This is a genomic window from Microcoleus asticus IPMA8 (assembly GCF_013179805.1).
Classification (GTDB): domain Bacteria; phylum Cyanobacteriota; class Cyanobacteriia; order Cyanobacteriales; family Microcoleaceae; genus Microcoleus; species Microcoleus asticus.
Genome location: NZ_SRRZ01000106.1, coordinates 1 through 26,867 on the forward strand (window position 1 = coordinate 1; position 26,867 = coordinate 26,867).

A 26,867-nucleotide genomic window follows, 5' to 3' on the forward strand; every position below is an offset into this window, starting at 1 on the left:
TCGTGCACACTAGCTAATTTAGGATGATTACATTTACGTCAAGGAGCTTAACTACACAGAGGCTTTGATTGTTTTCGGAGATGTCTATTCTCTAGCGCTCTTAGCTTTGTATCCTGCAGCTTCAAAAAATGAACAAAAAAAACATTTAAAAAAAGTGGCTTCACTTCAGAAAAAAATGAAGCATTGGGCTTTGAGCTCTCCGGGAAATTATCAACACAAATATGACTTAGTAGAAGCAGAAAAAGCGCGAGTATTGGGACAATATGAAAAAGCTGCTCAGTATTACGATCGAGCGGTGATAGGAGCATCGAAGAATGAATACATCCACGAAGAAGCGCTAGCAAACGAACTAGCCGCAGAATTTTATCTAGCTAGCGATCGAAAAAAAGTGGCTGAGATTTATCTGATAGATGCTTACTACGGCTATATTCATTGGGGAGCAACCGCCAAGGTCAAACATTTGGAGTCAGAGTATCCGATATCTTTACCCCCTGCATCGGTGGGAAAAGCCAGCGGAGATCGAACTATTACTAGCACTAATTATAGCACGAGTAGCAGTCACAGCAGTTTATTGGATTTGACAACTGTTGTTAAAGCATCTCAAGCGCTAGCTAGTGAAATTGTGTTGGACAAGTTGTTAGAAAAGTTAATGAAAATGGCGATCGAGAATGCTGGGGCGCAAAAAGGTTTTATCCTGATGCCCAAGGAAGGAAAATTGCTGATTAAAGCAGCGGCATCCGTGGAGTCTTCGGATGTTGCAGTTGAGCAATGCCCTAGAGTATCTCCTGCAGAGGTTTTGCCAATAACGGTGATTAATTATGTTGAAAAAACGCACTCTGATGTAGTTTTAAGTCAGGCTGCTAGGGAAGGTTTATTTACAGATGACCCCTATATTAAAAGGCAGCAAGTGAAATCTGCGCTTTGTACTCCTATTCTGAATCAAAGCAAACTCGTAGGCCTCCTTTATCTGGAAAATAATTTAGCTACTGAAGCGTTTTCTCCAACTAGGTTGGAGGTTTTGAAAATTCTTTCTTCCCAAGCGGCTATCTCTCTAGAAAATGCGGTACTTGTTGCTAATTTGTCGGAGGCTAAGGAACTGTTGGAGGATTATTCGCGGACGCTGGAGGTGAGAGTAGAAGAGCGCACGCAGGAATTAAAGACTAAAGAAGCTAAGCTGCAAGAAGCTCAAAAACTGGCGCACCTCGGCAACTTGGAATTTGATCTGGAGAGGGATAAATTAACTTGGTCTGATGAAGTATTCCGAATTTTAGATCGCCATCCTCGATTACTAGAGCCGAGTATTTTAGAACACAAACAGCAGATTCATCCAGATGACTTACCGCTTTGGTTAGAGCAATTAGAGGAAATTGTTCAGTCAGGAAATCCTTGTGAGTTTGAGTTGAGAATTTTGCGCCCTGATGGAGCTGTCAGATCTATTTTTGTTAAAGCACAAGCTATTTTTGATACTGGTAAGGTTATTAAGTTATTTGGGACTATCCAGGACATTACGGATCGCAAGTTGGCGGAGGATGCTTTGCGGCAGTCGGAGACGCAATTGAGAGAAAAAGCGTCACAGTTAGAAGTTACTTTGTGCGAATTACGCTCGACCCAGAGTCAACTAATTCAAACTGAAAAAATGTCTTCTTTGGGGCAGTTGGTGGCGGGGGTTGCTCACGAAATTAACAATCCGATTAATTTCATTTATGGCAATGTTCTCCATGCTAACGATTATAGCTCGGATTTGCTGGGATTGATTGAGCTTTACCAGGAGTCTTACCCGAATTCTACTCCTGAGATTGTTGCTAAAACAAAAGATATTGATCTTTGTTTTATTCAAGAAGATTTGCCCAAAATTCTGCAATCGATGCAGGTTGGGGTCGATCGCGTTCGCAATATTGTGCTGTCGCTGCGGAATTTCTCACGCCTGGATGAAGCCGAGATGAAACCAGTGGATATTCACTCCGGCATTGATTCAACTCTGCTAATTTTGCAGCACAGGTTGAAAAAGGATGCACTCGGACATGGCATTGAGGTAGTTAAAGAGTACGGTAAACTGCCGAAGGTAAATTGTTATGCTTCTGGGTTAAATCAGGTGTTTATGAATGTTTTGAGCAATGCAATTGATGCCGTGGAGTTAGGAGTTGAGCGACCGCAGACAACTGCCCAACTAGAAAATCATTTATCTCCAATCTTTGAGCGAAAGATTGAGATTCGGACTGAGGTATGCGACAAAAACTTGGTGAGAATTTATATTGCTGATAATGGTGGGGGGATGACGGAGGAAGTACGATCGCGAATATTTGACCCTTTCTTTACTACAAAAGCTGTGGGCCAAGGTACCGGTTTAGGGTTGAGTATCAGTTATCAGATTGTGGTAGAGAAACATGGTGGGAAGCTAATGTGCTTTTCCGCGCCCGGTGAAGGGGCTGAGTTTGCGATTGAAATTCCAGTGAAGCAGTGAACTTTTTTTAAGTTATTATATAAGTTTTTTTAACAGCCGATAAACGCCGATGAACGCCGATACAATTCTATCTGCGTTCATCTGTGCTTCTCGGCTGATATCTGCGGTTAAAACTTATCAATCTAAATATTAAACATCGCGTTCTGTTCGCACCCATTTGGTTTGCCGCTTCAGGATAAAACCCAGATACAAAGGGATTTTCCAGAGTATGTAAAAAGGTACGGATAACAAAGTGGAACCGGAAATGTAGGCACGCCCAAATTTAGCCCAAGCGCCGACAATTGAAATTAAAATTAGCAATCCTTGTAGTCCTAACAAGACGGCCGGAATTGGAGCTGTTCCGAGGGTTGCTGCTAGTAACGAGGTGGCAAAAGCTGCTAGCCAGATAGCGACTAACAGCGAAAGGGGAGGGACGGATAAGTCGAGGGCGATCGCCAATAAGTCAAACCGTTTTTGCTGTAAAGATGCTGCTGTCAGCCGGGGAGTTTGAGTTAATAATGTCTGTATGTGACCGTGTTCCCATCGGGTTCTTTGACTTTTGGCTGCTTGCTGCTGCTGCGGCAAACACCCGGTGACGTTGGCTTCGGGGCAGAATACGGTTGGATGTCCGGCGATCGCCAAATCCAAACTCATCTGCATATCTTCAACAATATTGCTGCTGGCTAGAGTAACAGATCGAATTATCGACCAGGGAAAAGCCATGCCAGTTCCTGTTAGCAATGATGGAAATCCTAACTGTTTTAATCCGCTGGGACGGACTAAGTTTTTCACGAGAAAGGCTAAAGCAGAAATTGAATCTTTGGGAGTAGGATTTGGTGGCTGTTCCATGAGATAAGTTGCTTGCACCGGTCTTTGTTCGGTCACTGCAACACGGGCTAATTTTTCTATAGAGTCTGGCTGACAAATGCAGTCTGCGTCAACCATGATTACTACTTCTGGGGGGTCGGATTCGATCGACTGCAAGCCGAAATCCAGTGCGTATCCTTTGCCCTTGCGCTGTGTGTCTTGGCGCTCGATCGCACTTGCACCGCAGTTACGGGCGATTTCTGCCGTGGCGTCCGTGCAGTTGTCAGCAATCACTAACAAGCGGTCTTGAGGTGTTAGCTGCGGCAATATGGTGGAGATGGTGGCGGCAATTCCTGCTGCTTCGTTGTAAGCGGGAATTAAAACTGCTACTTTGGGGCGGGGCGCTTTAGTTTCCGCTGTCTCGCCCAGGCCGGACAAGAAAGCTGCACTGCATTCTAGAAATAGAACTGCAACGGGAATGAGAAGGATCAGGGCGATCGCCAATAGCACAACATCAATCAATAAAAACAGTAGCTGATTAATTTCCACAATTCTAGTACCTTAATTTAATTTTATTTGTTGCGTTCATTGAGTTCATTTAATCTAATCGCATCTTTGTTAACTCATTACACAACGCTATCTAAAGTATCATCATATCATGCGCGCGAAAAATCACCCTTATAACGTTGGTAATGATGACTTAAGTCCTCATAAAACTACTAGCACTGGTTGCCTCGCTACAAATTAATTTGATTGCTCTTATGCGATCGCAAATAATATCATATCATGTCGATTCTAAAAATGGTAAGTCTATCAATTTAACTAAACCTTAAACACGCTTAGAAACCAGGTTTCTTTGAGAAAACTGGTTTCTGGGTGCTCTGTTTGTAATCAACTAACAACTTGGTCTATGTTTAGCTCATTCACCCCCTGTGGGTGGCCAGTCAGGAAGCAATCTCCCAACTCAAAACTATGTTCAAGCTACGCTGCATCGGGGATAGCAAAAGGTTCAGATTTTTTGGTGGTGAACTGTGCGGGGGGTGCAAATTCTCTGATATATCTCGACACCGATCGCAAATATCCCACTTCTGCTTGAATAGAATCCAGCGTAGAAAGACTCTCAACTAAGTCATCAAATTCATCAGCCGTAACTCCAGCACTGTTCAAGACTTCTTGGTTAAGCCGCCCGTATATTCCTTGCAGGAGGAGTTCTATAATCTCGCTGTAGTCAGCGATTTCCGTTCCGTAACCTTGCAATTTCTTCGGATGTATCCCCCACTGCAAAATCTTCAACAAGTCTTCGGGGGAACTCCACGCAAAAGAGGAAGCAATCACTTCTTTTTCTGCTGCGACAAGAGCGTGCTTGATTTGCACTTCCGGGAAATCTGGATCGCCGATTAAGCTTTCGAGCTTCGACACTTGTTTATCTAACACGCGCAAAGAAAAAGGAGCTAATTCTACACTCACCATGTCACCAGCATCATCAACACTTCTAAAAGGATCTTCCAAAACATTAATTAGGAGGTGAATGTCTGTAGGTTTTTTCCAGTCAAACTGTCCAAGGAAAAAGGGTTCTTCGTATCCCGGCAAAAGTCCTTGAAAATAAATCGGCAGATTTTTGCCTGATTCAAGAATTTTATAAAGAGCTACTTCCAAGGTTTCTGTCGGCCACCCGAGATTACTCACGGCGACAAATTTCAGTTTTCCGGGAACGGACACAACCAGCGAATTCAGCAATAAATGTACGGCTTCGACAAGATTTTGAGCGGTTACGTAGCGGTGCGGTGCGTGAACGTTGACAGTTTTACCTTGCTTTACTTTGTTAGACATTTGCTCGCAAAACAAGCTATTTTCCAACATATGAGTAAAGCGAACCATACCGTAAGTGACATCTCCTTCTTGAGCTGCTTTGGCAAATTGCCATTCGGCAAACTTTTTGGAGGCGGCGTAAACTTCGGTTGTAAAATATCGAGATGTTTTGCCTGTAGAAGAGAAGATGCAGTGTTCTATGCCGTATTCTTCGCACAGTTGGATGATGTGTTTACATCCTAACAGGCTGGTTGTAACTGTTTCTCGGATTTTGATTTCAGCTAGTCCGGGTTGGCGTTGGGCTGCTAAGTGAAAAACAATTTCTGGTTTTTCTATCTCAAATATGTGTTTCAGCGCCTCGAAGTTGCGAATGTCGACGGCATAGAAAGTTACTGCACCTTCTTTGGTAAAAAGCGGGAGATTTTCTTCGGGGTTTTGACATCGGGCGTTGTCTGCGGAAATGATTTTCGTTGCGCCTAGTTCGAGAAGTTTTGCGATTAAGAAACTGCCGACACATCCTTCTCCACCGGTGATGAGGATGGTTTTTCCTTTGATTTGGCCGCTGACTGCGGATGCGTATAGGTGAATTGTGCGACCGCGCACGTCGCTAAAAGGTTCGCTTTCTAATTGTCCGTCGGCTTGATAGGCTGCGATTAGCTGTGCGGTGAGAGTTTGTAAGGCCGCGAGAATTTCAGGATCTTGCGGTTCCGCGGAACCCGGGGGAACTAGCTGCTGGATGCGATCGATGATTTCTGCTTTGCTGGCACCTTCAAACACTTCTGAGGGGTTAAATGCACTCTTCACTTTTTGGTCTCCTTTAATTTCTAGAAATACGGTTGCTGATTCAAAATTGTTAAACAGATTTTTGATGGACAGAATCTTTAAAAGCCTGTCTAGATTTAGGATTTTTTAGACTGAAAGCTACTTAATCGGAAAGACACGCGATCGGCTCTGCTACTAATTACTTGTATTAAGCCTAGTTGTAGTTTTATTAAGCGCTTTTTTTACCTGCTTACTTTTGCGATCGGCAAAGTCGGAACCTTCTCTGTTCAAAATTTGTCTCTACAACTATAAACTTAAGTTGCTGACTGTTGGCAATACTAAGAACAGATCTTTACTATTTCTTTGTAATCACCTGCGAGTTTTCACGCAATTTTAAAGTTAATGTAAAGTAGGGTCGGTGTTTAAAAAACTTAACAATATACTTGACATTGATAATAGCATTTTATTACTTAAGAAAAATGTATTTGTTGCTACTAAATAAGATGAAAAATTTAAGTAATATTACGTATAATAACGCCCAATATTTCGCTCCACTGAAAAAATTGCTACTTGATGGGTGGGGTAGTCCTGCTGTGCCTACCCCTGTATGTGTGGTGCTACTAGGCGCGAACGGTGCGTTCTTTTTTGCTGCCTTCAAAGCCGCGAGCGTCCGCAACATCGTAGCCTCCTGTCCGCAAGCGGCGGTCTAAATCGCTGGCTTCGGGAGAAGTTTTTGCTGCTTCTTCGATCGTCACTCTGCCTTCGAGCACCAGTTTGTAAAGGCCCTGGTTGATAATCTGCATTCCTTCGTAAGTATCATGTTCCATCAACCGGAAAGCTTCGTCATCAGCACCTTTCATCAAGTAATCGTGCATGGCAGGTGTATTCACCAAAATATCGTGAACTGCTACCCGACGGTTGTCAACTGTTGGCAGCAAAAGTTGAGCAATTACCGCTACTAAAGAATCGCAAATTTGAATCCGCATCGCCTGTTGTTCCTCGGGCGGGTAGAGGTTCAACAACCGATTAAGAGCGTTAATGGCGCTGCGAGTGTGGAGAGTTCCCAATACTAAGTGACCAGTTTGAGCTGCTTGCAATGCTGTATTGATGGTAACGCGATCGCGCATTTCCCCGATCAGAATTACATCCGGATCTTCCCGCAAAACTGCCCGCAAAGCCTGCTGAAACTCGTGGGTATGCAAGCCGACTTCCCGCTGGCTGACCAAGCATTTTTTAGAAGGGTGAATGAATTCAATCGGATCTTCAATTGTAACTACGTGCTTTTGCTCCATCTGATTGAGGTGGTCGATCATCGCAGCTACGGTTGTCGATTTCCCCGAACCGGTAGGCCCCGTAACCAATATTAATCCCTGCGATCGCAAAATGATATTTTTGAAAACTTCTGGCAACCTCAAGGAATCGATAGTAGGTATTTCCAAACTGATCAACCGCAATACTAGGGCACCGCCGCTGAGGGAATCAAAACAGTTTAGCCGACACCGCACGAAGCCCGGGTAAAAAATTGCTGAATCTAATTCCTTGGTAGTTGCAAACTGTTTTCGCTGTTCGGGGGTGAGAATTTCGGCTAGGTAATGTTCAAAAATTTCTGGCGTTACTTTGGGGTGGGTAGTTGCTACTTGCATCACGCCCCGAATCCGAAATCGAGGTACTTGGCCGACTCGGATGTGTATGTCGGAAGCCGAGGCGCTATGGGCATCTCTGACCATTTGTTCGATCGTGCTGACGGGTGTCTCGACAGGCCGCTGCTGGGCAGGCGCGGGTGCAGGGGGCGCGGGTGCAGGAGGCGCGGGTGTTACAGCCAAGGGCGGCGGTGGCGGCGGTGTTCGTCGGCGGGCTTGAGCCTCTGGTTGAACGGGTGTAGGATTGTTTAATGGGTTCATTTTTTGGTCTCCAGTCAGTCTATTTTATATTTTAGATTTTAGATTTTAGATTTACTCCACAGATTAATCTGGGAGCAGGAACTAGAGTCTAAAATTTGGGGAGCGACCCTGACTGAGTGTCGGGGGCTTGTATCCGTTTTTGGGCGGGGTCAATGTGATTTATTGCGAAAAAATGCCCGATTTCTAATCTAATGGCTCGCAGCTAATTCGGTGCTAAATGCTGAGAATATTTTACAATTAGGTTTGATGGGGCGATCGAGTAATTAACAATTGCAACTCCTATGAACATCGGTCACAAAATTGCCGACTGGCTCGAAAATCGCGCTGTTACCCCCGCCTACGCGGGTTGGCTGCTCTCGGGGATGACGGTTTTCTTTTTTGGGTCTGCGACTAATACAATGTCTGGGTGGCTGTACGCGCTTAGCGGTGGGGGTTTGGCGTTGTTGGGAGTAGCGGCGGTTTTGCCGGGAAAATCGCTCCGTTCCTTGGAAGTCCGCCGCCGCCCGATCGAACCGGTGAGTGCGGGCGATCGAATCACCGTCGAACTAGAAATCGAAAATCGCGCCAGCGAACCTAAGACTTTGTTGCAAGTGGTAGACATCTTGCCGTTTGTACTGGGAGAACCAATCGTCCGCCCGATCGAAGTCATAGAGCCTAACAGTATATACAGGGATACATACTATATAGAAGTCCGGCAGCGGGGCGTCTATCGGTGGCAAGAGGTAAACTTGAGGACGGCGGCGCCTTTAGGGTTGTTTTGGTGCCGGCGCAGCCGCCCAGTCAAAGCGGTGGCGGTTGTCTATCCGCAGGTTTTGCCGTTGAGCACTTGCCCTTTGATCGATCGCATCGGTCAAGAAGACAGCCCGCAATTTTACAATCGCAGTCGATCGCAAGCTGCTACAGAAGGCCTCACCCGCAACCTGAGACCTTACCGCCACGGAGACCCCACCCGCCTGATTCACTGGCGCACCAGCGCCCGCTACGGAGAACTGCGGGTGAGAGAGTTAGAAGTTGCAGCCGGCGGTCAAGAAATTATTATTGCTCTCGACAGCGCTGCGGCGTGGCAGCCAGAAGAATTTGAACGAGCCGTAACTGTAGCTGCGTCTCTGTACTTCTATGCTAGCAAGCGCCTGTTAAACGTCAAACTTTGGACTGCCGGGACTGGACTCGTCTCGGGAAACCGAGTAGTATTGGAAACTTTAGCTGCGGTTAATGCTGGGGAAGATGCGAGCGATAATCGGTCGAAACTGCCGATAATTTGGCTGACTCAAAACTCTGCAAGTTTAAGCACTCTTTCCCCTGGCAGCCGCTGGGTACTTTGGCCGTTGGCAACTGCTGAAACAGGCGAAAAAATGTTAGTCAAACATGATTTACCCGGTTTAGAAATTCGCTCCGACCGACCCTTAGAACTCCAGTTACAAGATCCTCTGGAAAGAGCGATTAGTTATTAAGATAGTCCGGGACGCAAGCTGCTCTGGAAAGAGCGATTAGTTATGAGGATTAACTTCATGAGTTTTCAGGTATCACAAACTTTTCCCATTTCGATCGCATATTTGGAGCGCGCTAAGAGTTTCCGCCCCACAAGATTTTAATTGTAGAGAGATAGTTTGATTTTAATGGCGAGCCGATCGAACTCATTGTCTGAGATGAAAATGTTAATTCCTATCACTCTTTAGTGTCGGGGAGAGTTTCGACTACATACTCAGGTACATACTCAGGTACATACTCGGACCGATTCTGGGGCAAAGTCTTGGGCAAATTCTCCGATGGATGTTCGAGCCTGACTCGCCGAATCGGGAGATTTGCAATTAGTGCTGTGGCCCGCTGGTCACTTTCCAGCGAGAACTCAGACCCGGTGGTATCGATTTCCACGTAGCGAGATACCACCTCTAGAATTTCTCGGCGCATCGACTCAACCATTTCTGGGCTGAGTTCTGAGCGATCGTGGGCTAGAACCAGTTTGAGGCGCCGTTTTACCTCGTCGCGGCTGTTGTCAGGGGTGCGCGGGAAAAGTCGTTCGAGAAGTGTGTGTATCATGGGTCGGGCTGGTTTGTCAAGGGCTAGGCATAGAAAAGGTCATACCGTTTTCGATTTTCGATTTTCGATTTTCGATTGGGGAATCACTCATTCCCTAAGGGTTGGGAGTTGACCTACAGTTTCATTCTTTTGGGGAACTGGTGTCACTGGGGGAAATCTCGGCTAGTTTTTGTGATGCAGTTGCTGCGGTTAAAGACCGATCGCCAATGAGCACATCACATAATTTTAGTGTTTAAGAACTTGCGGAGGCGAGTGAAGAAGTTTTCCCGACGGGGATTGAGATCTAGAAATTCAACTTTTTCGCCTTCTAAGCGGCGGGCAATATTGTCGAAGGCAGTTCCAGCTAAAGAGGCCGTTTCCGACAATACTAATGGTTCGCCTCGGTTGGTGGAAACGATGACGCGCTCGTCGTCGGGAACGACGCCTAACAGCGGAATCGCGAGGATTTCCCGCACGTCTTGCACCGACATCATATCATTTGCCAGCACCATTGCGGGTCTGATCCGGTTGACGATCAGGTTGATTTTCTTGACGTTGTTGGCTTCCAGCAGGCCGATGACTCGATCGGCATCGCGGACAGCAGCGATTTCTGGAGTGGTGACAATGATGCCTTCTTGGGCCGGGGCGATCGCATTTTGAAAACCTTGTTCAATTCCAGCAGGAGAGTCGATCAAAATATAGTCGTATTTTGCTCCCAACATCCCCACAAGCTGCTTCATTTGCTCAGCGCTGATGGCATCTTTCATCCGAGTTTGGGCAGCCGGCAACAGCACCAAGCGCGGCTGCCGCTTGTCTTTCACCAAAGCTTGCTCTAATCGGCACTCTCCTGCGAGAACTTCTAATGCCGTGTAAACAATCCGATTTTCTAAGCCCAGCAGCAAGTCCAAATTTCTGAGACCGAAATCGGCATCAATTACGGCAACGTTTCGTCCCCGCTTAGCTAAAGCCATGCCGAGATTGGCTGTGGAGGTGGTTTTTCCTACCCCGCCTTTCCCTGATGTAACAACAATAATGCGAGCCATAAGCGATTTTAGATTTATTGGGAATTAGTAATTGGGAATTAGTAATTGGGAATTAGTAATTGGGAATTAGTAATTGATAATTGGCAATTATTCTTTGGAAATTTTGCAGTAATCTGTTATTCAGTGAATTAACTCAACACTCAATACTCTCCTTGTTCTACTAATTATCTATTAATTTGCACTGATTTTAAAAATCGTCTTTTAGTGACTGATTTACCCAAGGCAAAAATGATCGAGTGCAGGCTTAAAGAGAAATAGTATTAACAATTACCCATTAACAATGACCAATGACCAATTACCAATTATCGATTACTCATTACCCCCAACTAACTGCGATTTGTCAAAATCAGAGGCTCTACCGATCCGAATCCCTTGAGGCGTCACGTAGGCGACTTCCGGGAAAAACTGAGCGGGTGAGGTTTCTGGGCCTCTGGCAACATACTTAGCAATCCTAATCACCATCGGTTCCATCTGCAAGGTCATAATCACGCTTTTGGTGTTGCCACCGGCACCGGCGTGCACGACTCCCCGCAAACGGCCCCAAACTAGGATATCGCCTCCGGCGATGACTGAGCCGCCTGGATTTACGTCTCCCAAAAGTACGACGGTGCCTGGATGACGAATTTCTACGCCCGATCGCACTGTCATCTGCAAATATAAAGGTTCCGCCAGCGATTGCGGTTTTTCGGCAGCGGCTTTATTCAGGGAAGAAACCGGAGGCTGCTGTTCTACACAATAGCCTGCCGTAGCTGCGGCAACGGCGGTTTGGCGGCGACTGGTGTGGACTCGTTTGAGTTGCAGTTCCACTTCCGAGAGGGCAGAGGCTATCTCTTGCAGTTGGCGGATATCTAAAAGTCGATCGTTCCCCATCAATTGTACTTCTGCGTTAGGCTGCCAAAAGCGTTCTCCTGCATTCAGCCTGACTTTTAGCTGCTGCCAAAGTTCAGTCCAAGTCGAGGCCGTGGCTGTTGCGGGTTCGCTGTTGGTTTCTGGGGGGAGTAGCAACAGTAGCTGTCCATCTTCTGTCTTGAGTCGGACTTGCAACTCTAAGCTGACTTCGGGTGTTGATTGAGGGGCGGCAGCAGCGGCTGCGGCGGAGGCATCGGGTGTCATGGGACAGTTTGATCTCGGGTAGGGACAGGTTAACATCAATATTAGCCTGACTCGTCTTTTGCCTCAGCATTTGGGGGAAAAAGTCTTGTTTTTTTATTTTTAACGGCAGCCAGGGCAATTCTATTTCGTTTGTGAACAAGATTTTGTTTTATTGAACCGCAGAGGGCGCAGAGAAAGAGAATTAAGAGTTCAGAAGAGAGAATGAGAGAAGTTCACAAATTTGGTATCGTTTGTGAACAAGATTTTGTTTTAATGAACCGCAGAGGGCGCAGAGAACACAGAGAAAGAGAATTAAGAGAAGAGAGAATGAGAGAATTTGACAATTTTGGCATCGATTGTTATACAGGCAGGTAAGATGCAGAGAGAAATGGTTTTGAATTCACTAGCGCTTACTAATTATTAATTTTCAATTACGTTATGCAGCAAATAGAACATTATCGCGGCAGTCTTCTCGGTTTGGCAGTTGGCGATGCTCTCGGAACAACTTTAGAGTTCTGTCGCCCAGGAACGTTTGCGCCTATTAACGATATGATTGGCGGCGGCCCGTTTCGACTGCAACCGGGCGAGTGGACGGACGATACTTCGATGGCACTTTGTTTGGCGGAAAGTTTGATTGAGAAACAAGGTTTCGATCCAGTCCATCAGTTAGAAACTTATGTGCGGTGGTGGCGAGAGGGACATTTGAGCAGCACTGGTGAATGTTTTGATATTGGCAATACGGTTCAACAAGCACTTTGGAAGTTTAAAAATACAGGAAAACCTTACTGCGGTTTTACCGATGCTCAGACTGCTGGCAATGGTTCGATTATGCGCTTGGCTCCCGTGCCTTTGTTTTATGCTAAAAATCCTTTAGAAGTCATAGAAAAATCTGCCGAAAGTTCGAGAACTACTCACGGTGCTGCTACTTGTGTGGATGCTTGCCGCTATTTTGGTGCTTTAATTGCGGGCGCTGTGAATGGAGTTGCTAAAGATGTGTTGCTTTTGGAAAGATATTGTCCGATTTCTGGATATTGGGCAGCAAATCCGCTGGTGGAAGAGATTGATGAGATTGCGGCGGGTTCTTTTAAACTGCGACAACCTCCTGAAATCAAAGGTACTGGTTATGTTGTCAAGTCTTTGGAGGCGGCACTTTGGGCGTTTTACAACAGTTCTTCTTTTGCCGAAGGCTGTTTGTTGGCTGTGAATTTGGGCGACGACGCGGATACAACTGGTGCGGTTTACGGACAATTGGCGGGGGCTTTTTACGGGGAGGGGGGAATACCGGAAAAATGGCGATCGCAATTGGCGTATCTCCCTTTAATTGCATCTTTCGCCGATCGACTCTTGACTTTATCTCGATCGAGCTGAATGTTTACCACAGTTTTCCACTGCATCACAACAGAGTAATCGGTCATCGGTAATTGTCAACCCCTAAACTGCGACTAATGACTCCTGACTAATAACTGCAAAACTTCTTGACTTTTGCAGCAAGTTGTGTTTAGCAGATTTACTCTGCATATCTCTAAAAAAAAAAGATTTATTTACAAATCTTAATTTTTGATTAAATTTAGTATTATAATCTTGGTAACTTCCAAATAAGTATTTATTCTCACTATCATGATAGCGGATCAATTTCCTTGGCTGACCGCAATAGTCATCCTACCCCTCCTAGCTTCCCTCGCCATCCCTTTTCTGCCCGATACAGACGGCAAAACCGTCCGCTGGTATGCGCTAGGCGTAGGTATTGCAGATTTTGTATTAATGTGCTGGGTGTTTTGGACACATTACGATCCGAGTATCTCTAGTTTCCAAATCGTAGAACAATATTCCTGGATACCTTCTTTAGGCCTCAACTGGTCTGTTTCCGTTGACGGACTGTCAGTTCCGCTGGTACTGTTGGCGGGATTGGTGACGACACTATCTATTTTTGCTGCATGGGAAGTCGATCGCAAGCCGAGACTCTTCTATTTCCTGATGCTGGTGATGTACTCCGCACAAATAGGAGTGTTCGTCGCCCAAGACATCATGCTGCTGTTCATTGTCTGGGAACTAGAACTAATTCCGGTGTACCTGCTAATCTCGATTTGGGGCGGACAAAACCGCCGCTACGCAGCTACCAAATTCTTGATTTACACCGCAGGCGCTTCCATCTTTATTTTGATAGCTGCCTTAGCAATGGCATTCTACGGCGGAGGCACCCCCACCTTCGACATGGTAGAACTAGGCTTGAAGGACTACCCACTGGGTTTAGAATTACTGCTTTATGCGGGATTGTTAATTGCCTTCGGCGTGAAACTGGCGATTTTCCCCTTTCACACTTGGCTACCTGATGCCCACGGCGAAGCATCTTCTCCCGTGTCGATGATTCTGGCCGGCGTATTGCTGAAAATGGGCGGATACGGACTGATTCGGCTCAATTTGGAACTTCTTCCCAAAGCACACGTTTACTTTGCACCGATTATGGCGGTGCTCGGCGTGGTCAATATTATCTACGGCGCGCTTAATTCCTTCGGCCAATCGAACATGAAGCGCCGCTTAGCGAATTCGTCGATTTCTCACATGGGATTCGTGTTGTTGGGTATTGCTTCCTTCACGGATTTGGGAATCAACGGGGCGCTGTTGCAAATGATTTCCCACGGTTTAATCGCCTCAGTATTGTTTTTCCTGGCTGGCGTTACTTACGATCGCACCCATACAATGATCATGGACGAGATGGGCGAGATTGGGAAAGTCATGCCGAAAGTGTTTGCCTTGTTTACCGCAGGCGCGATGGCATCTTTGGCACTCCCCGGCATGAGCGGTTTTGCTAGCGAATTGTCAGTGTTTGTGGGCGTCGCAACTAGCGATATGTACAGCGGTTCTTTCCGCGCGGTGACAGTGTTCCTGGCGGCAGTTGGACTCATTTTGACGCCGATTTATTTGCTCTCGATGCTGCGACAGTTATTCTACAACTGTGGGACACTAGCGGCTTGCGACCTTGAGGATCTAAATTTGCAGAATCAGAGAAACAATCTGGATGAAGCGGTTTGTTTTGGTAATAGTTGCGTTTTGCCTGGTGATGCACCGTTTATTGATGCTAAACCTCGGGAAGTGGCGATCGCATTTTGCTTTTTGATACCAATTGTCGGCATTGGTTTTTATCCCAACATGGCGATGCAAGTTTACGACGCGAAGACCGTGGCAGTGAACGCCACAGTCCGGCAATCTTATATCCAAATCGCTCAAGACAATCCTCAGATTTATGCGAAGGGATTTTTGCTTCCCAGAATTGCCCAAGCTCAAAAAGCGCCGACTTTGGGCAAAATTACAGGGTCTGAATCTGCATCGGTTTTTGGAATGGTCAAATAATTTTATCGAATTCTGTTTGTGTTGAAAATTGGGCGATCGCTTTTGTCAAAGGGCGATCGCTTTTTTGTTAAGACTGAAGTTCCGAAATAATTGCCGCCAGATTCTCCCTAGCATATCCCACCTCAAGAATCGATTTATCCTCCAGATCGGAGGCAACTTTATTCAAGAGATTGAGCGGTTCTTCAGAGCCTGTAGTCTTCAAAAACAACGCTTGCAACCGATTTTTTACTAATTCTAAAATAGAGTGGCTTCGAGCCTCTTTCCCTCCTTTTCCTTTAGCAAGATTGACGCTCAAATTGTGAGTTTTCAACAGCCCCATTCTGTCTATTCCTTGCGTCTTAACCGTCTCCAAAACCTCTGCTCGAATCTGCTCCACTAATCGGTCGCTCACATATTGCACGATCAAAGGCTGAAGCATAAAAAAAGTTTCCCCGCCCTCACTGATTTTGTCAATTAGCGAGCGACGGCCCAGAGAATCGAGATTTTTTAGCAAATCCGAAAGCGATGAATTGACCAACATCTGCTCTCGTAAAGTCGCCAGGGAAATCTGGCTTTGAGCAATAGCAATCCAGTAAGCAATCTCTTGTTCAGAACTAGACATTCGATCGAACTGCTGCGCGAGCAAATTAGTAATATGTTCTTCAATAAATAATGCCGTCGCTTCTAAAAACTTTAAAACGTTCCCCTCGAAAAATTCGTGAATCGTTATCGCCACAATCTTCAACGCTAACAGATTGCCTCCGTACCGAGATAACAAGATTTCCCACTCTCGATCGGAAGCAGATAAACCTTTTTCTTGGAAAATCTCCCGCGCAATTTCCTCGGAAATCGCAGGTTTTAAAGACCGCACTTTTTCTCCCCCCAACAAAGCCAGTTCCGTAGGTTCTTCCGAACTAACTAGCACTAAACAGCTATTGTGATTGACTTCACAGAGCCGCACAATTAAATCTCGATATCCTTCGTAGCCTTCGCGGTAGTGTCCGGCTAATTCTTCGGGTCTGAGAACCGCTTCAAAATCATCTAAAATTACTAGACAGCGCTGCTTCCTCAGATCCTCGACCAAGCGCGAAATTTTCCCGTTGAGGTCGAGCGGCAGATCGGGTTTTTGTTGGTTAGAAAAAAGTTCTATTAAGTTACTTAGGAAGTCGGATGGTGCTGGTGCCGATCGCAGCGATCGCCAAATCACAAAATCAAACTCATTCTGTACCTGTTTTGCCAACTGCACCGACAGAGTTGTTTTGCCGCTGCCGGCCAAACCCAGCAGCGCTACCAGGCGACAATTATCTGATACAATCCACTGCTTTAAAGTAGTTAATTCTTCAGTCCGTCCGTAAAAAACCGAAACATCCGGTGCTTGGCCCCAATCTTCCTGTCGGTGCCCGTTAGCGAAGCCCTCGGAGAGGCTCGCCATTTTGAATAGAGAGCCTTTACCTCGGGCACTAAAATCCCTCGTTCCCTGCTCGGTGTGGTATGAAAACAGCAACTGATGCCTCAATTCCGACAGCTTTCCAGGGCCGTTCCCCCCAATTTGAAACTTTTTGTAAACTTCGCCGAGTCTTTTACGAACCGCGATGTCGCTAATGCCAAGCTTGGTTGCGATCGTAGCCGTAGATTGACCGTCGAGAGCCATAAACACAGTTTCTAACTCGGCATCTGTGACGCCGCGCTGTTTGGCGATCGTTTGCACAAAGTTTTGAGGAATCGGAGTAGTCAAGGTAGGAGTCTCGCCTGTACTAAAAAAAATCTATCTTATATTATATTGTGTGAGTTCTCGCGGGCGAGCAATTGAATCGAATCTGCAAACGTTCAGCTTGCTTTTTGCTGTTTGGGCAGTTTTAGATATTTATACTCAATTATCGATTGTGATATCAGTTTTAACAAAGAATGCAACTGTAGGCCCGCGATCCAAACCTATACAGAATCAGTGATTCGCAATTCTTCAATTTTTTAATTCTTTAATTTAAAAGGGTAGGAGTAACCGGGAATCGATCGGCATTAATTGTTGCTGCGATCCTACCCGTAGAACCTATTGTCGGGTGGGTGGAGGCGCGGCGATTAATCTTTAGAACCAAACTATAAATCTCCAACTGCGCCACCACCCACCGCGAACCAACAACCGGGTAAATTCACAATTCATGAAAGCAGCGCTTTATCAGCCAAAAACCTTCGCACTAGCGCGGTATTCTTCCGTCGAAACCAGCCGCCAACTCCCATCGCCCAAAAGTTCCAAAACCTGCTGGTGATATTTCACTAAACTCAATCGGTGGCCGACACTCACAAACGTAGTTTTAGTGGCTTGCAACTGCTCGTATAAATGTTGCTCGTTCTTCAAATCCAAAGCACTTGTCGCCTCATCCAAAATAGCATATGGCGGTTCCGTCAACAACAATCTAGCAAAAGCTAAACGCTGCTGTTCTCCCAGCGACAAAATCTCAGCCCAATCTAAATCCGCATCAAAACCGCCCAATCTGTCGGGCAAATCTGCTAAGTTTACTGATGCTAAAACGCGGCGCAATTTTTCCTCATCAACCTCGCTGCTGGTGTTGGGATAGAGAAGTTGCGATCGCAAACTACCCAAAATCATATAAGGACGCTGCGGCAAAAACAGCATTTCTCCGAGTTCCGGCCGCGCCAAACGGCCCGTTCCCGAGTCCCACAAACCCGCAATTGCTCGCAGCAAAGAACTCTTCCCAGCACCGCTTTGACCGACAATTAACAGTCCTTCCCCTGGCGACACCGCTACCGACAAATCCCTAATCAAAGTCTTTTGCTGCTTCGGAGTATCTAAAGTAACGTGTTCCAGTGCCAATTGCGAACTTATAACTGTATCGATTGTTCTGATTTCCTCGAATTTAACAGCCTTTTTTTCATCCTTTAAAGACTCATTAAACGTAGCTAGGCGATTAATTCCCGCTGCAAAAGCACTCAATCTTTCAATATTATATACAATCAAAGAAAATGCCTCTACAACCTGACGAAAAGCAAATTCAGCTTGAGTAATATCGCCGTATCTGATCTGGCCAGCAAAGTAGATAGAAGCCAGGAACAAAGAGGGTATAATATAAGTTACATATTTATAGCTAAGTGTAAAATATTGCAGATTTCGCTGCCACCCAACTAGCAAATTAAAGTTCCGAACTGCTTCTAAAAATCGGTGTTTTACCTGAACAGATTCCTGTGCTTCTCCCCGATAAAAAGCAATTGATTCTGCATGGTCCCGAATGTGAACCAAGCCATACCGAAAGTCTGCTTCTTTGCGGAGCTGATTGAAGTTCAAAATTATCAACTTTTTGCCAAAAATTACCATTACTGCCGTCCCAAAGACAGCATAAATAATTAGTCCGATCGAAAGACTTGTAGAAATAGACCACAGAATACCCGTAAAAGAAATAACATCAATAACTGCTCCCAGCATCACCAGCAAAAAATCTAAACTCGTGCTAGTGAATGATTTGATATCTTCAGCGATTCGCTGGTCGGGATTGTCAATTTCTTTCTGAAAATTTACTTCGTAATAAGCGCGGTTGTAAAAATATCTATCCAGGAAACTATCAGTCATCCACTCTCGCCAATACAGTCCCAGTTTCTCTTGGGTATAGCGGTAAATCACCACTATCGGAGTAGCGATGATGAAAACTCCAGCATAAACCCACATAAAGCGCCAAAAAGTGGTCTGATCCTTTTCAGCAAGTGATGTCGTAAAAAAGTTACCAATGTAGCTAATTACTACGTTAATTCCGCTAACAGACAGCGACAAAAATAGCAGCAGAGCTAACATTATCCACTGCTTCCAGCGCGGTATCAACTTGCTTCTGAAAAAAACAAAAGCAGCCAGCGGGAGAATTAGCATTAAACCAACGATCGCAATTGTCGGTGAGTAGATAATCCCTTTAATCAAAGTAGCTAAGCCAGCCGCAACACCGTTAAAAGCCTCTGGAAAAAAGGCTTGAGCAGCTAAACTGACAACACTGACAGCCACAAACATCGCAGCGAAGAGAAATATCAACAACAGCGCCACTAATCCTAAAAAGATTCTGCCGCCCCCAGGCTCTAAAGGATAAAAGTAAGGCTGAGCGATCGCAATAAATCTCTGCCACAACTGACGGTCAAATCGATTCATCTTTGCTTTTTACAAAACTACTTCGACTCTTCTAACATATCAAGTTTTATTACCCATTGTCGCAGTAATTTATTCAAGAGTTCAGGTAAAAAAATGGCATTACCGAAAGACTGATATAGCCTGAGTCTTTCGGTAGTCGGGTCTGAAGGCACTTAGGCCCAAGACAATAAAACCAAAAGTTTTAACAATTAAGAACGTTTTCATCGTCAGACCCGTTGCTATATTTGCAGAGAAATTAGGCCAGGAGATAAAAAAAGTTGGGACGTTAGTTGTGGAGCAAATCTCAAATCTCAAATCTATCTAGCTGGAAGAAGTCGCGCTGTCGACGGCTAACTCCGACTGCGATTGGCTGCTGTAAAACCGCTGGCTCATCCCTAAAATTACTTGTTTCATTACCCAATACAAAACAGCAATTACTACAAAAGTTACAGCCATTACTAAAACCGGACGCTTGCCAATCAAATCGTTCATTACGGTGTTAACCAGCGCATCGGGGTTAGTCAGAATGTCCCAACTGTTGAAGCGTATAAATCGCCCTAAATAAATCCCGATCGCCGAAAGTGCGTGTATAGTTATCTCCGTTGCCAGGATAAATTTACTCCAACCCTGTTGCTTCAAATAGTAACCCAAATTCATCACCGACAGCACGTAAGCCCCAAACCCGAGCAGCATAAACACCAGATACTGCGGGATCAAAGCTAGAGTCACAGTCCACACCGAGTACCCCTCTTTAATCTGCTCGATCAGGTGAATGATATCAGTTAAAACGTAGGGCGCATTGGGCAAAAAGGCGATCAACGCCAAAAAACCGCCCCACCAGCGGAGAGAGCGAACTCCGCGCTGCCGCAGTACCCAGATGTCTAAAGCCATCAGTGCCAGCGTAATCACGATCGCCCCCAAAACGTAAGTTTTGCCCACATCTTGCACAATGTGCTTCAGATAAGCCAAAACGTGGCGCGTGCTGGGCAAAAAAGTAGCGCCCAGGAGAAAGGCCGTACCCCACAGCAACCAGCGCGATCGGGGTTTGCGAAACAGCAAAAAACTCAGCCCCAGCGGTACTAAAGCCAAAAACAAATTCCAAGACATCCAGCGGACATTGTGTCCCATTGCTTCCAGCGCTTCCAGGATTAATCCCATCATGTCAAGTTTTATACAATTAAAGGTTTGATGCAGCTTCAATCTATCTTAGTCGTTAACTTGTAGGGTGCGTCAGCTTATGGCTCCTGGCTGTGCGCCTGAAAATCAGGATCTGCTGACGCACCCTAGCACTGTGGAGTCAATCTAAAATCTAAAATCTAAAATCTAAAATCGACTGACGCACGCTACTACTTATACACTTTGTCGATCGGAATCTGAATCCTAAAAGTCGTTCCGCATCCTATGGACGAAATACACTCAATCTTGCCATTGTGCTTTTCCACCACAATCGAGTGCGCGATAGACATTCCCAAACCCGTACCTTTCCCCACAGCTTTTGTAGTAAAAAACGGGTTAAAAATTCGATCGACTATCGCCTCGGGAATGCCCGTACCGTTGTCCGAAATTTCCACTATCGCAGTCTTCTGGGCCGTTACACCAGTGAAAATAACAATCCGGCCGTTCTCGATCGGCGATCGTGGAACTGATAACTTTTGATATCGTTCTTCAATAGCATCAATTCCATTAGCAATAATATTCATAAACACCTGATTGAGTTGGCTTGCATAGCACTCTACCGGCGGTAGTTTCCCAAACTCCTTAATTATTTCAATTTCCGGGCGGCTGTCCCGACTCTTCAAGCGGTGCTGCAAAATTAACAAAGTGCTTTCAATTCCCGCGTGAATATCGACTGGCTTCATTGCGGATTCGTCCAGCCGCGAGAAATTCCTGAGCGACAACACAATTTGGCGGATGCGGTCGGTTCCTACCTGCATCGAACCCACAATTTTTGTTAAATCCTCAGCCATGAAATCCAAATCTATCTCTTGAATGCGATCGACAATTTTTGAATTAGGTTCGGGATACTCATGTTCGTAAAGAGTCACCAGATCGAGCAACTGTTTTGTATACTCTTTGAGATAATCAATGTTAGCGTGAATGAAGTTAACGGGATTATTAACTTCGTGAGCGATGCCGGCAACTAATTGCCCCAAAGAAGACATTTTTTCAGTTTGAATGAGCTGAGTTTGAGTAGATTGCAATTCTAGCAGCGCTGACTCTAAATCTCGAGCTTTTTCTCTTTCTCGTCCCTCGCTTTGTCGCAGTGCTTCCTCTGCTTGCTTGCGAGTCGTAATATCCTGGGAAACTCCAATTATTACCTTAGCCTGACCGCCAGCATTCCTGCTAAAAATAGTATCCCGACTTTGCAGCCACAAAAAATGACCGTCTGCTGCCCGCATCCGGTACTCAATTTCCCTAATTTCGCCATCTTCAACTTCTACAAAGCTAGCGTGATGTTTGAGAATTTTCGGCAAATCTTCCGGGTGTACTAACTGAGGAACCAGTGGCGAATCCATCCCTGTAAGGTCGTCAAACGTATAGCCCAAAAGCCTAAGCATTGAATTATTAGTGTAGATATTTCGCTGTTCTTCCAAGTCGTAGAGATACAAAATACCGGGAGTAGCCGATGCTACTTTTTGAATGAACTGCTGGCTTTCTTGCAAAGCTAACTCAGCTTGCTTGCGATCGGTAACATCAATGGTGATGCCGTCCCAAAGAATATCGCCGTTTTCTTTAGCTTCAGGACGCGAATTTGTCTGAAACCAGCGAACCTCGCCCGAAGGCAGTACCAGCCGTCCTTCCCAGTGCCAAGGTTGCAAAGTTTGCGCTGAAATAGCAATAGATTCGTAGTAATTTTGGCGCTCGTCGGGATGAACCAAATCTGTTAGTAAAGCCGAATTTTGCAGAACAGCTTCTGGTTCTAACTCAAACATTTCTAGGGAAGCAGGACTCATGTAAGGGAAACTAACAGAGCCATCTGCACGCAACAAACATTGATAAATGATTCCCGGCAAATTAGCAGACAGCTTTTGGAATCTTGCCTCACTTTCCCGCAGTGCTTCCTCTGCTTGTTTGCGCTCCGTAATGTCAGTAATTGAACCAACCATGCGGACTGCTGTTCCAGATGCGTCCCACAAAGCTTGTCCCCGACTGAGTATCCATTTGTAGGCGCTGTTATAGCACCAGCAGCGGTATTCGATGATGTAATGGGGCGTTTTCTTGTTTAAATGGTCTTGGAGAGCTTGCATTACTAAGGCTACATCCTCGGGATGCGTGCCCCTTTTCCATTCGTCCAAGTAATCTAGAATTGAGCTGTTTTCGTATCCGGTGATTTCCTTAAATCGCTCGGACAAGAACACTTCCCCTGTTTGCAAGTTCCAGTCCCAAATTCCGTCATTGTTGCCTTTGAGTGCTAACAGCCAGCGTTCTTCAGTTTGCATCAATTGAGCAGTTCTCTGTTTGACTCTATTTTCTAGCTCTTGATTGAGTTGTTTGAGACTTTCTTCTGCCTGTTTGCGTTCGATCGCAATTCCTGCTAAGTTTATGACCGCTTCTATCAATTGCAACTCAAAAAAATGGGAGCTGCGCGGTTGGGCATAATACATTCCAAAAATTCCCAGAACTTGACCCTGAGATGAGAAAATAGGAGTAGAAAAGCAAGCTTTCAGTCCAAAACTCAAGGCTAAATCTCGATAATTTTCCCACAAAGGATCGGTGGCAATATCTGTAACGATCACCTGTTGGCGGCTAAAGGCAGCAGTGCCGCAGGAACCGACATCCGGGCCGATGGCTGTGCCGTGAATAGCAGCATTGTAACTGTCGGGCAAACTCGGGGCGGCTCCGTGCAGTAAATGTTCGCCGTCTGGAGCTAGAAGCAAAATCGAACCTATGACCTCTCTAGATTGCTGTTCGATTATTTCAACTAAAGTATTTAAAGTATCGCCCAGAGGAGCGCCCTTAGCAATCATTTCTAAAATTTGTTTTTGACCGATCAACCAATTTTCAGCTTGCTTGCGCTCCGTAATGTCGCGGGCTACCACCAGAACCGTGTTTTCTTTCATTGGCGAAATGGTAGTGGCAAACCACGTTTGTACGCTGGCAATTTCCAGGTTATATTCAAAAGTACAGGTTTGATTTGTACCAAGGGCGGTGCAAATTTTATCCTGAAAAATATCTGCAATTTCTGGCTCGAATATTTCGCTGATTTTTTTGCCGACAAGTTCTGCCGACGGTTTGTATAAAAGTCCGGGATTTGTCGGGGCAATTTTCAGGTAGCGTCCCTCAATATCAATCACCAAAATTACGTCGTTCATGGCAGCGAACAAAGCTCTAAGTTCCGCTTCAGAAGCTTGCAGGGCAATTTCAGCTTGTTTGCGATCGCTAATATCCGTCCCGATACAAAGCAGTCCTGCCAAATTTCCATTCGCATTTAGTAAAGGTTTATTTGTCCACGCTATCCACACCCTTTCTCCATTGCTGCGGATGTTTTCCTTTTCGTGTTGGAAGTATTTTTCAAGCTGTCCCAAACAGTCTCGAATCATTGCCGCGAGGTCACTTTCGGAGAAATCTGTTTTCGGTATAATTGTGCCGATCGCATTTTTGCCGATGATTTCTGCTTCTGAATACCCGAAAAAAGCTTCACCAAACTCGTTAAAAAAAGTAATCTTGCCTTTACTGTCTAATTGCACAATAATGCTGTTAGCATTCTCAACGAGTTGCCGGTACTTAGCTTCGCTTGAACGCAGTTTCGCACGGCCGTACACCCAGCTAAAAACCCCCACCCCGCTCAAAAGTGCCAGCAAGTCGCCTCCAAAGAGCAGCCACCTGCGATGCGGATAATTCGCAGGCCATCCCCCTGCCGGAATTGCTGCCAACTGCCAGGAACCGTTGGGCAAAGTCACTTCCAGCACCACGGGATTGTCCTGAAAAATTGACCCGTCACCGAAAAACACTGCGCCGGATGCTCCCCTCCCGTCTTTGCCCCGCAAAGCGTATTGCAGCTTCGCTGAGGAGTCGTTGAGTCCTGCTTCCTCAATCAGGGAATTTTTGTCCACGAACAGGCCTGTCAAGCCCCAGTAAACTCCTGTTTCGGGCTCGGCGCCGGAGGGTGTGAGAAAAATCGGCGATCTGCCGATCAACGTCTCGTCCCCCTCCAATAATTTCACGGGCCCGGCAAGCAAAGTTTTTCTGCTGTTGATGACCTCTTCGACCATTTCCCGCTGTTCGGGTAGCGCCGTCAAGTCAACCCCGATCACCGCTTCATTTCCGTCCCGCGGATAAATGTAAGCGACCGTGGTGCCTTTAACTAAAGTTATGGCGCGAATGCCCGGTTGCTGTGCCATCAGAATTCTCGCCGTCGCTGTAAACTCGGCTTCGGTGATATTTGGGTTATTGGAAAGATAAGCCCCCAAACCCCGCATCAAAAACAGCCGGGAATTCAAAGAGCTTTCGAGCTTAGAGCGGACTGTGCTGATCCGATCGAGGGTGCTAGCGCGGTTGTACTGACAAAACCGCTGTTGTTCCGATCGGTCTAAAATGCCAACTCCGATCAAAATGGCTACTGATGCCGAAATTGCTGCTAAATAGGGTGAAATTTGAAATTTTTTAATCTTAAAGTATTCCATCTGCCGGCGGTTTAAGGTAGATCTTTACGTCTTTAGATAGATTTAGTTTAGTTCCATTTCTATAGGTAGATGCAAGATTTCCGGGATACCGGGCTTTTGGCGAGCCGGCGCGAGTTTTTTGTGTTCTAGGACGCCCGCCGAACGCCGGCGATCTGTAAACCTCTAATCATCTATTCTGCGGACAAAGTTTTAAATCTCAAATCGACTGACCGAAAGTAATTTTGTCATAAGCCCCCGGATTCATTCCTTCGCAGACTCAGGACGGGATCGATCTAAAATCTAAAATCTAAAATCTAAAATCGACTGACTCGCCATTTATCGGGTAGGGTGCGCGCTGCCGTACCACAGCGGTGGGGGAGCGCGTACCCGAAAGACGGGAATTATTAGCTAAAATAGGGTTAGCAATAATTTTTTTCAGCGCTACGGCGAATCAAAATAGGGGCAATTTGATGCAAGAACAGTTGATGGAAGCGATCGCACCTTACCGCGATCGCGTGGATTATCTGGAAGTTCGCCTCGAACAAAGCGAGTCAACTGCGATTAGTTTTCGCGGCCCTCAGTTAGATGCTGTCAACCGCAGTTTTAGTCTCGCCGGTGGCATCCGCGCCTGTCACAAAGGCGGCTGGAGTTTTGTAACTTTTAACGGTTTAGCTGAGTTAAAAGATCGCATTGAAGAAGCTGTAGTGCAGTCTCGTTTGGTTGGCAGCGAAAAAACTCTACTAGCAGATGTCACCCCGATTCAAGATTATGTAGCGGTGGAATTGGGCCGCGATCCGCGCTCTATTACTCTAGCCGAAAAGCGAAAATTGCTCGAATCTTACAACCAGTTGCTGTTAGATTACGACCCGCGAATTCAGACGACAATGGCTGGTTACAGCGACAGGTTCGGGATTACTTATTTTGTGAATTCTCAAGGCACTTGCATCGCTCAAGAGCGCTTGGACGTGACGGGGCGTTTCGGGGCGATCGCCCGCGGCGAGGGCGGTGTCGTCCGCCAAGGGTTTGAGTCGATTCACTCGCGATCGGATTACGATGTCTTGACAAATATTGAAGATCGTGTTAAGAGTGCTGCGGTTCGAGCAGTGGGCCAACTAGAGGCAAAATCGGTGAAAGGCGGTCAGTATCCGGTGATTTTAGACCCTTATTTGTCGGGGGTTTTTATTCACGAAGCTTTCGGGCATTTGTCGGAAGCAGACGGCATTTACGAAAACCCGAAAATGCAGGAATTGCTGACTTTGGGCAAGCCTGTGGCGATCGAACAATTGAATGTAATTGACGACGCAACTGTGCCGGGATTGCCGGGAACTTTGAAATACGACGACGAAGGCGTGCCGGCTCAGTGCAAGCATTTAATTAAAAATGGAGTTTTAACGACTCGAATGCACAATCGCGAGACTGCGGGCAAAATGGGCGAAAGTCCGACAGGAAATGCCCGGGCTCTGAGTGCTACTTTTATGCCTTTGGTGCGGATGACTAATACTGCGATCGAGTCTGGCGAACATTCTTTTGATGAAATGGTTGCCGACATTGACGAAGGAGTGTATGCAGTGCGGATGTTGGGAGGACAAACCAACGGCGAAATGTTTACCTTTGCGGCGGCTCAAGGGTTCATGATTCGCGACGGCAAATTGGCTGAACCTGTTAGCGATGTCACTTTAAGCGGCAATGTATTTCAGACGTTAAAGGATATTGAGTCGATAGGAAACGACTCGGTTTATGCCTACGGCGGCTGCGGTAAAGGCGGCCAGAGCGGTTTACCCGTAAGCGTCGGCGGCCCCCATTTGCGCATTAAAAATGTGGTCGTCGGAGGAAGATAATCATTAGTAATTAGTCATTAATTAGGGCTTGCTGAATAATCGATCGCAAATCAATAACAAGAGTGATCGATATATTCAAGCTCGGTTAAAGATAAGTTTTTTTTGTATC

The 26,867-nt window shown here is 46.0% G+C and carries 15 protein-coding genes; 5 read left to right on the plus strand and 10 right to left on the minus strand.

Annotated features, from left to right (window positions below; translation table 11 throughout):
• The first annotated feature begins 154 nt into the window (after positions 1–154).
• Complete coding sequence (locus E5S67_RS23640; RefSeq protein WP_343045300.1) at positions 155–2,461, plus strand: GAF domain-containing sensor histidine kinase; 2,307 nt, start codon at positions 155–157, stop codon at positions 2,459–2,461.
• A gap of 129 nt (positions 2,462–2,590) precedes the next feature.
• Here E5S67_RS23640 and E5S67_RS23645 read toward each other — a convergent pair whose 3' ends face one another.
• From E5S67_RS23645 to E5S67_RS23655, 3 genes are all read right to left on the minus strand, one after another.
• Positions 2,591–3,796: a glycosyltransferase gene (locus tag E5S67_RS23645; protein WP_172190812.1), complete on the minus strand. Its 1,206-nt coding sequence runs from the start codon at positions 3,794–3,796 to the stop codon at positions 2,591–2,593.
• 432 nt (positions 3,797–4,228) lie between these two features.
• The gene (locus tag E5S67_RS23650) at positions 4,229–5,860 is read right to left on the minus strand and encodes a polysaccharide biosynthesis protein (protein ID WP_172190813.1); all 1,632 of its coding nucleotides are present in this window, start codon (positions 5,858–5,860) and stop codon (positions 4,229–4,231) included.
• 578 nt (positions 5,861–6,438) lie between these two features.
• Complete coding sequence (locus E5S67_RS23655; protein ID WP_172190814.1) at positions 6,439–7,719, minus strand: type IV pilus twitching motility protein PilT; 1,281 nt, start codon at positions 7,717–7,719, stop codon at positions 6,439–6,441.
• Positions 7,720–8,000: 281 nt separating this feature from the next.
• Between E5S67_RS23655 and E5S67_RS23660 the strand changes: the two genes are divergently transcribed.
• Entirely contained in the window at positions 8,001–9,170 is a 1,170-nt protein-coding gene (locus tag E5S67_RS23660) for a DUF58 domain-containing protein (protein WP_172190815.1), read from the plus strand.
• Between the two features lie 214 nt (positions 9,171–9,384).
• On the opposite strand, the gene minE is transcribed toward E5S67_RS23660, so the two are convergent.
• From minE to minC, 3 genes are all read right to left on the minus strand, one after another.
• On the minus strand, positions 9,385–9,756 hold the full coding sequence (minE, locus tag E5S67_RS23665; protein WP_172190816.1) for a cell division topological specificity factor MinE: 372 nt from the start codon (positions 9,754–9,756) through the stop codon (positions 9,385–9,387).
• 215 nt (positions 9,757–9,971) lie between these two features.
• The gene (gene minD, locus E5S67_RS23670; RefSeq protein WP_172190817.1) at positions 9,972–10,778 is read right to left on the minus strand and encodes a septum site-determining protein MinD; all 807 of its coding nucleotides are present in this window, start codon (positions 10,776–10,778) and stop codon (positions 9,972–9,974) included.
• Between the two features lie 309 nt (positions 10,779–11,087).
• Positions 11,088–11,891 (minus strand): septum site-determining protein MinC, encoded by an 804-nt coding sequence (gene minC / locus E5S67_RS23675; protein WP_172190818.1) that lies wholly within the window; start codon positions 11,889–11,891, stop codon positions 11,088–11,090.
• A gap of 417 nt (positions 11,892–12,308) precedes the next feature.
• On the opposite strand from minC, the gene E5S67_RS23680 reads away from it, so the two are divergent.
• Together E5S67_RS23680 and E5S67_RS23685 are read left to right on the plus strand one after the other, a co-directional pair.
• Positions 12,309–13,238 carry an ADP-ribosylglycohydrolase family protein gene (locus E5S67_RS23680; RefSeq protein WP_172190819.1) on the plus strand — a complete coding sequence of 310 codons (930 nt, stop codon included), beginning with the start codon at positions 12,309–12,311 and terminating at the stop codon, positions 13,236–13,238.
• A 249-nt stretch (positions 13,239–13,487) separates the two neighbouring features.
• Positions 13,488–15,218 (plus strand): NAD(P)H-quinone oxidoreductase subunit 4, encoded by a 1,731-nt coding sequence (locus E5S67_RS23685; protein WP_172190820.1) that lies wholly within the window; start codon positions 13,488–13,490, stop codon positions 15,216–15,218.
• Between the two features lie 67 nt (positions 15,219–15,285).
• Here the strand turns inward: E5S67_RS23685 and E5S67_RS23690 are convergent, their stop codons facing one another.
• The 4 genes from E5S67_RS23690 to E5S67_RS23705 all read right to left on the minus strand — a co-directional run bounded on the left by E5S67_RS23690 (position 15,286) and on the right by E5S67_RS23705 (position 24,941).
• Entirely contained in the window at positions 15,286–16,932 is a 1,647-nt protein-coding gene (locus E5S67_RS23690) for an NB-ARC domain-containing protein (protein ID WP_172190821.1), read from the minus strand.
• 438 nt (positions 16,933–17,370) lie between these two features.
• A complete protein-coding gene (locus E5S67_RS23695) occupies positions 17,371–19,338 on the minus strand; it encodes an ABC transporter ATP-binding protein/permease (protein ID WP_172190822.1) in 1,968 nt (655 codons plus the stop codon).
• 300 nt (positions 19,339–19,638) lie between these two features.
• Positions 19,639–20,478 carry a DUF1361 domain-containing protein gene (locus E5S67_RS23700; RefSeq protein WP_172190823.1) on the minus strand — a complete coding sequence of 280 codons (840 nt, stop codon included), beginning with the start codon at positions 20,476–20,478 and terminating at the stop codon, positions 19,639–19,641.
• Positions 20,479–20,663: 185 nt separating this feature from the next.
• A complete protein-coding gene (locus E5S67_RS23705) occupies positions 20,664–24,941 on the minus strand; it encodes a PAS domain S-box protein (protein WP_172190824.1) in 4,278 nt (1,425 codons plus the stop codon).
• Positions 24,942–25,390: 449 nt separating this feature from the next.
• Between E5S67_RS23705 and E5S67_RS23710 the strand changes: the two genes are divergently transcribed.
• Entirely contained in the window at positions 25,391–26,758 is a 1,368-nt protein-coding gene (locus E5S67_RS23710) for a TldD/PmbA family protein (RefSeq protein ID WP_172190825.1), read from the plus strand.
• Positions 26,759–26,867: the final 109 nt, after the last annotated feature.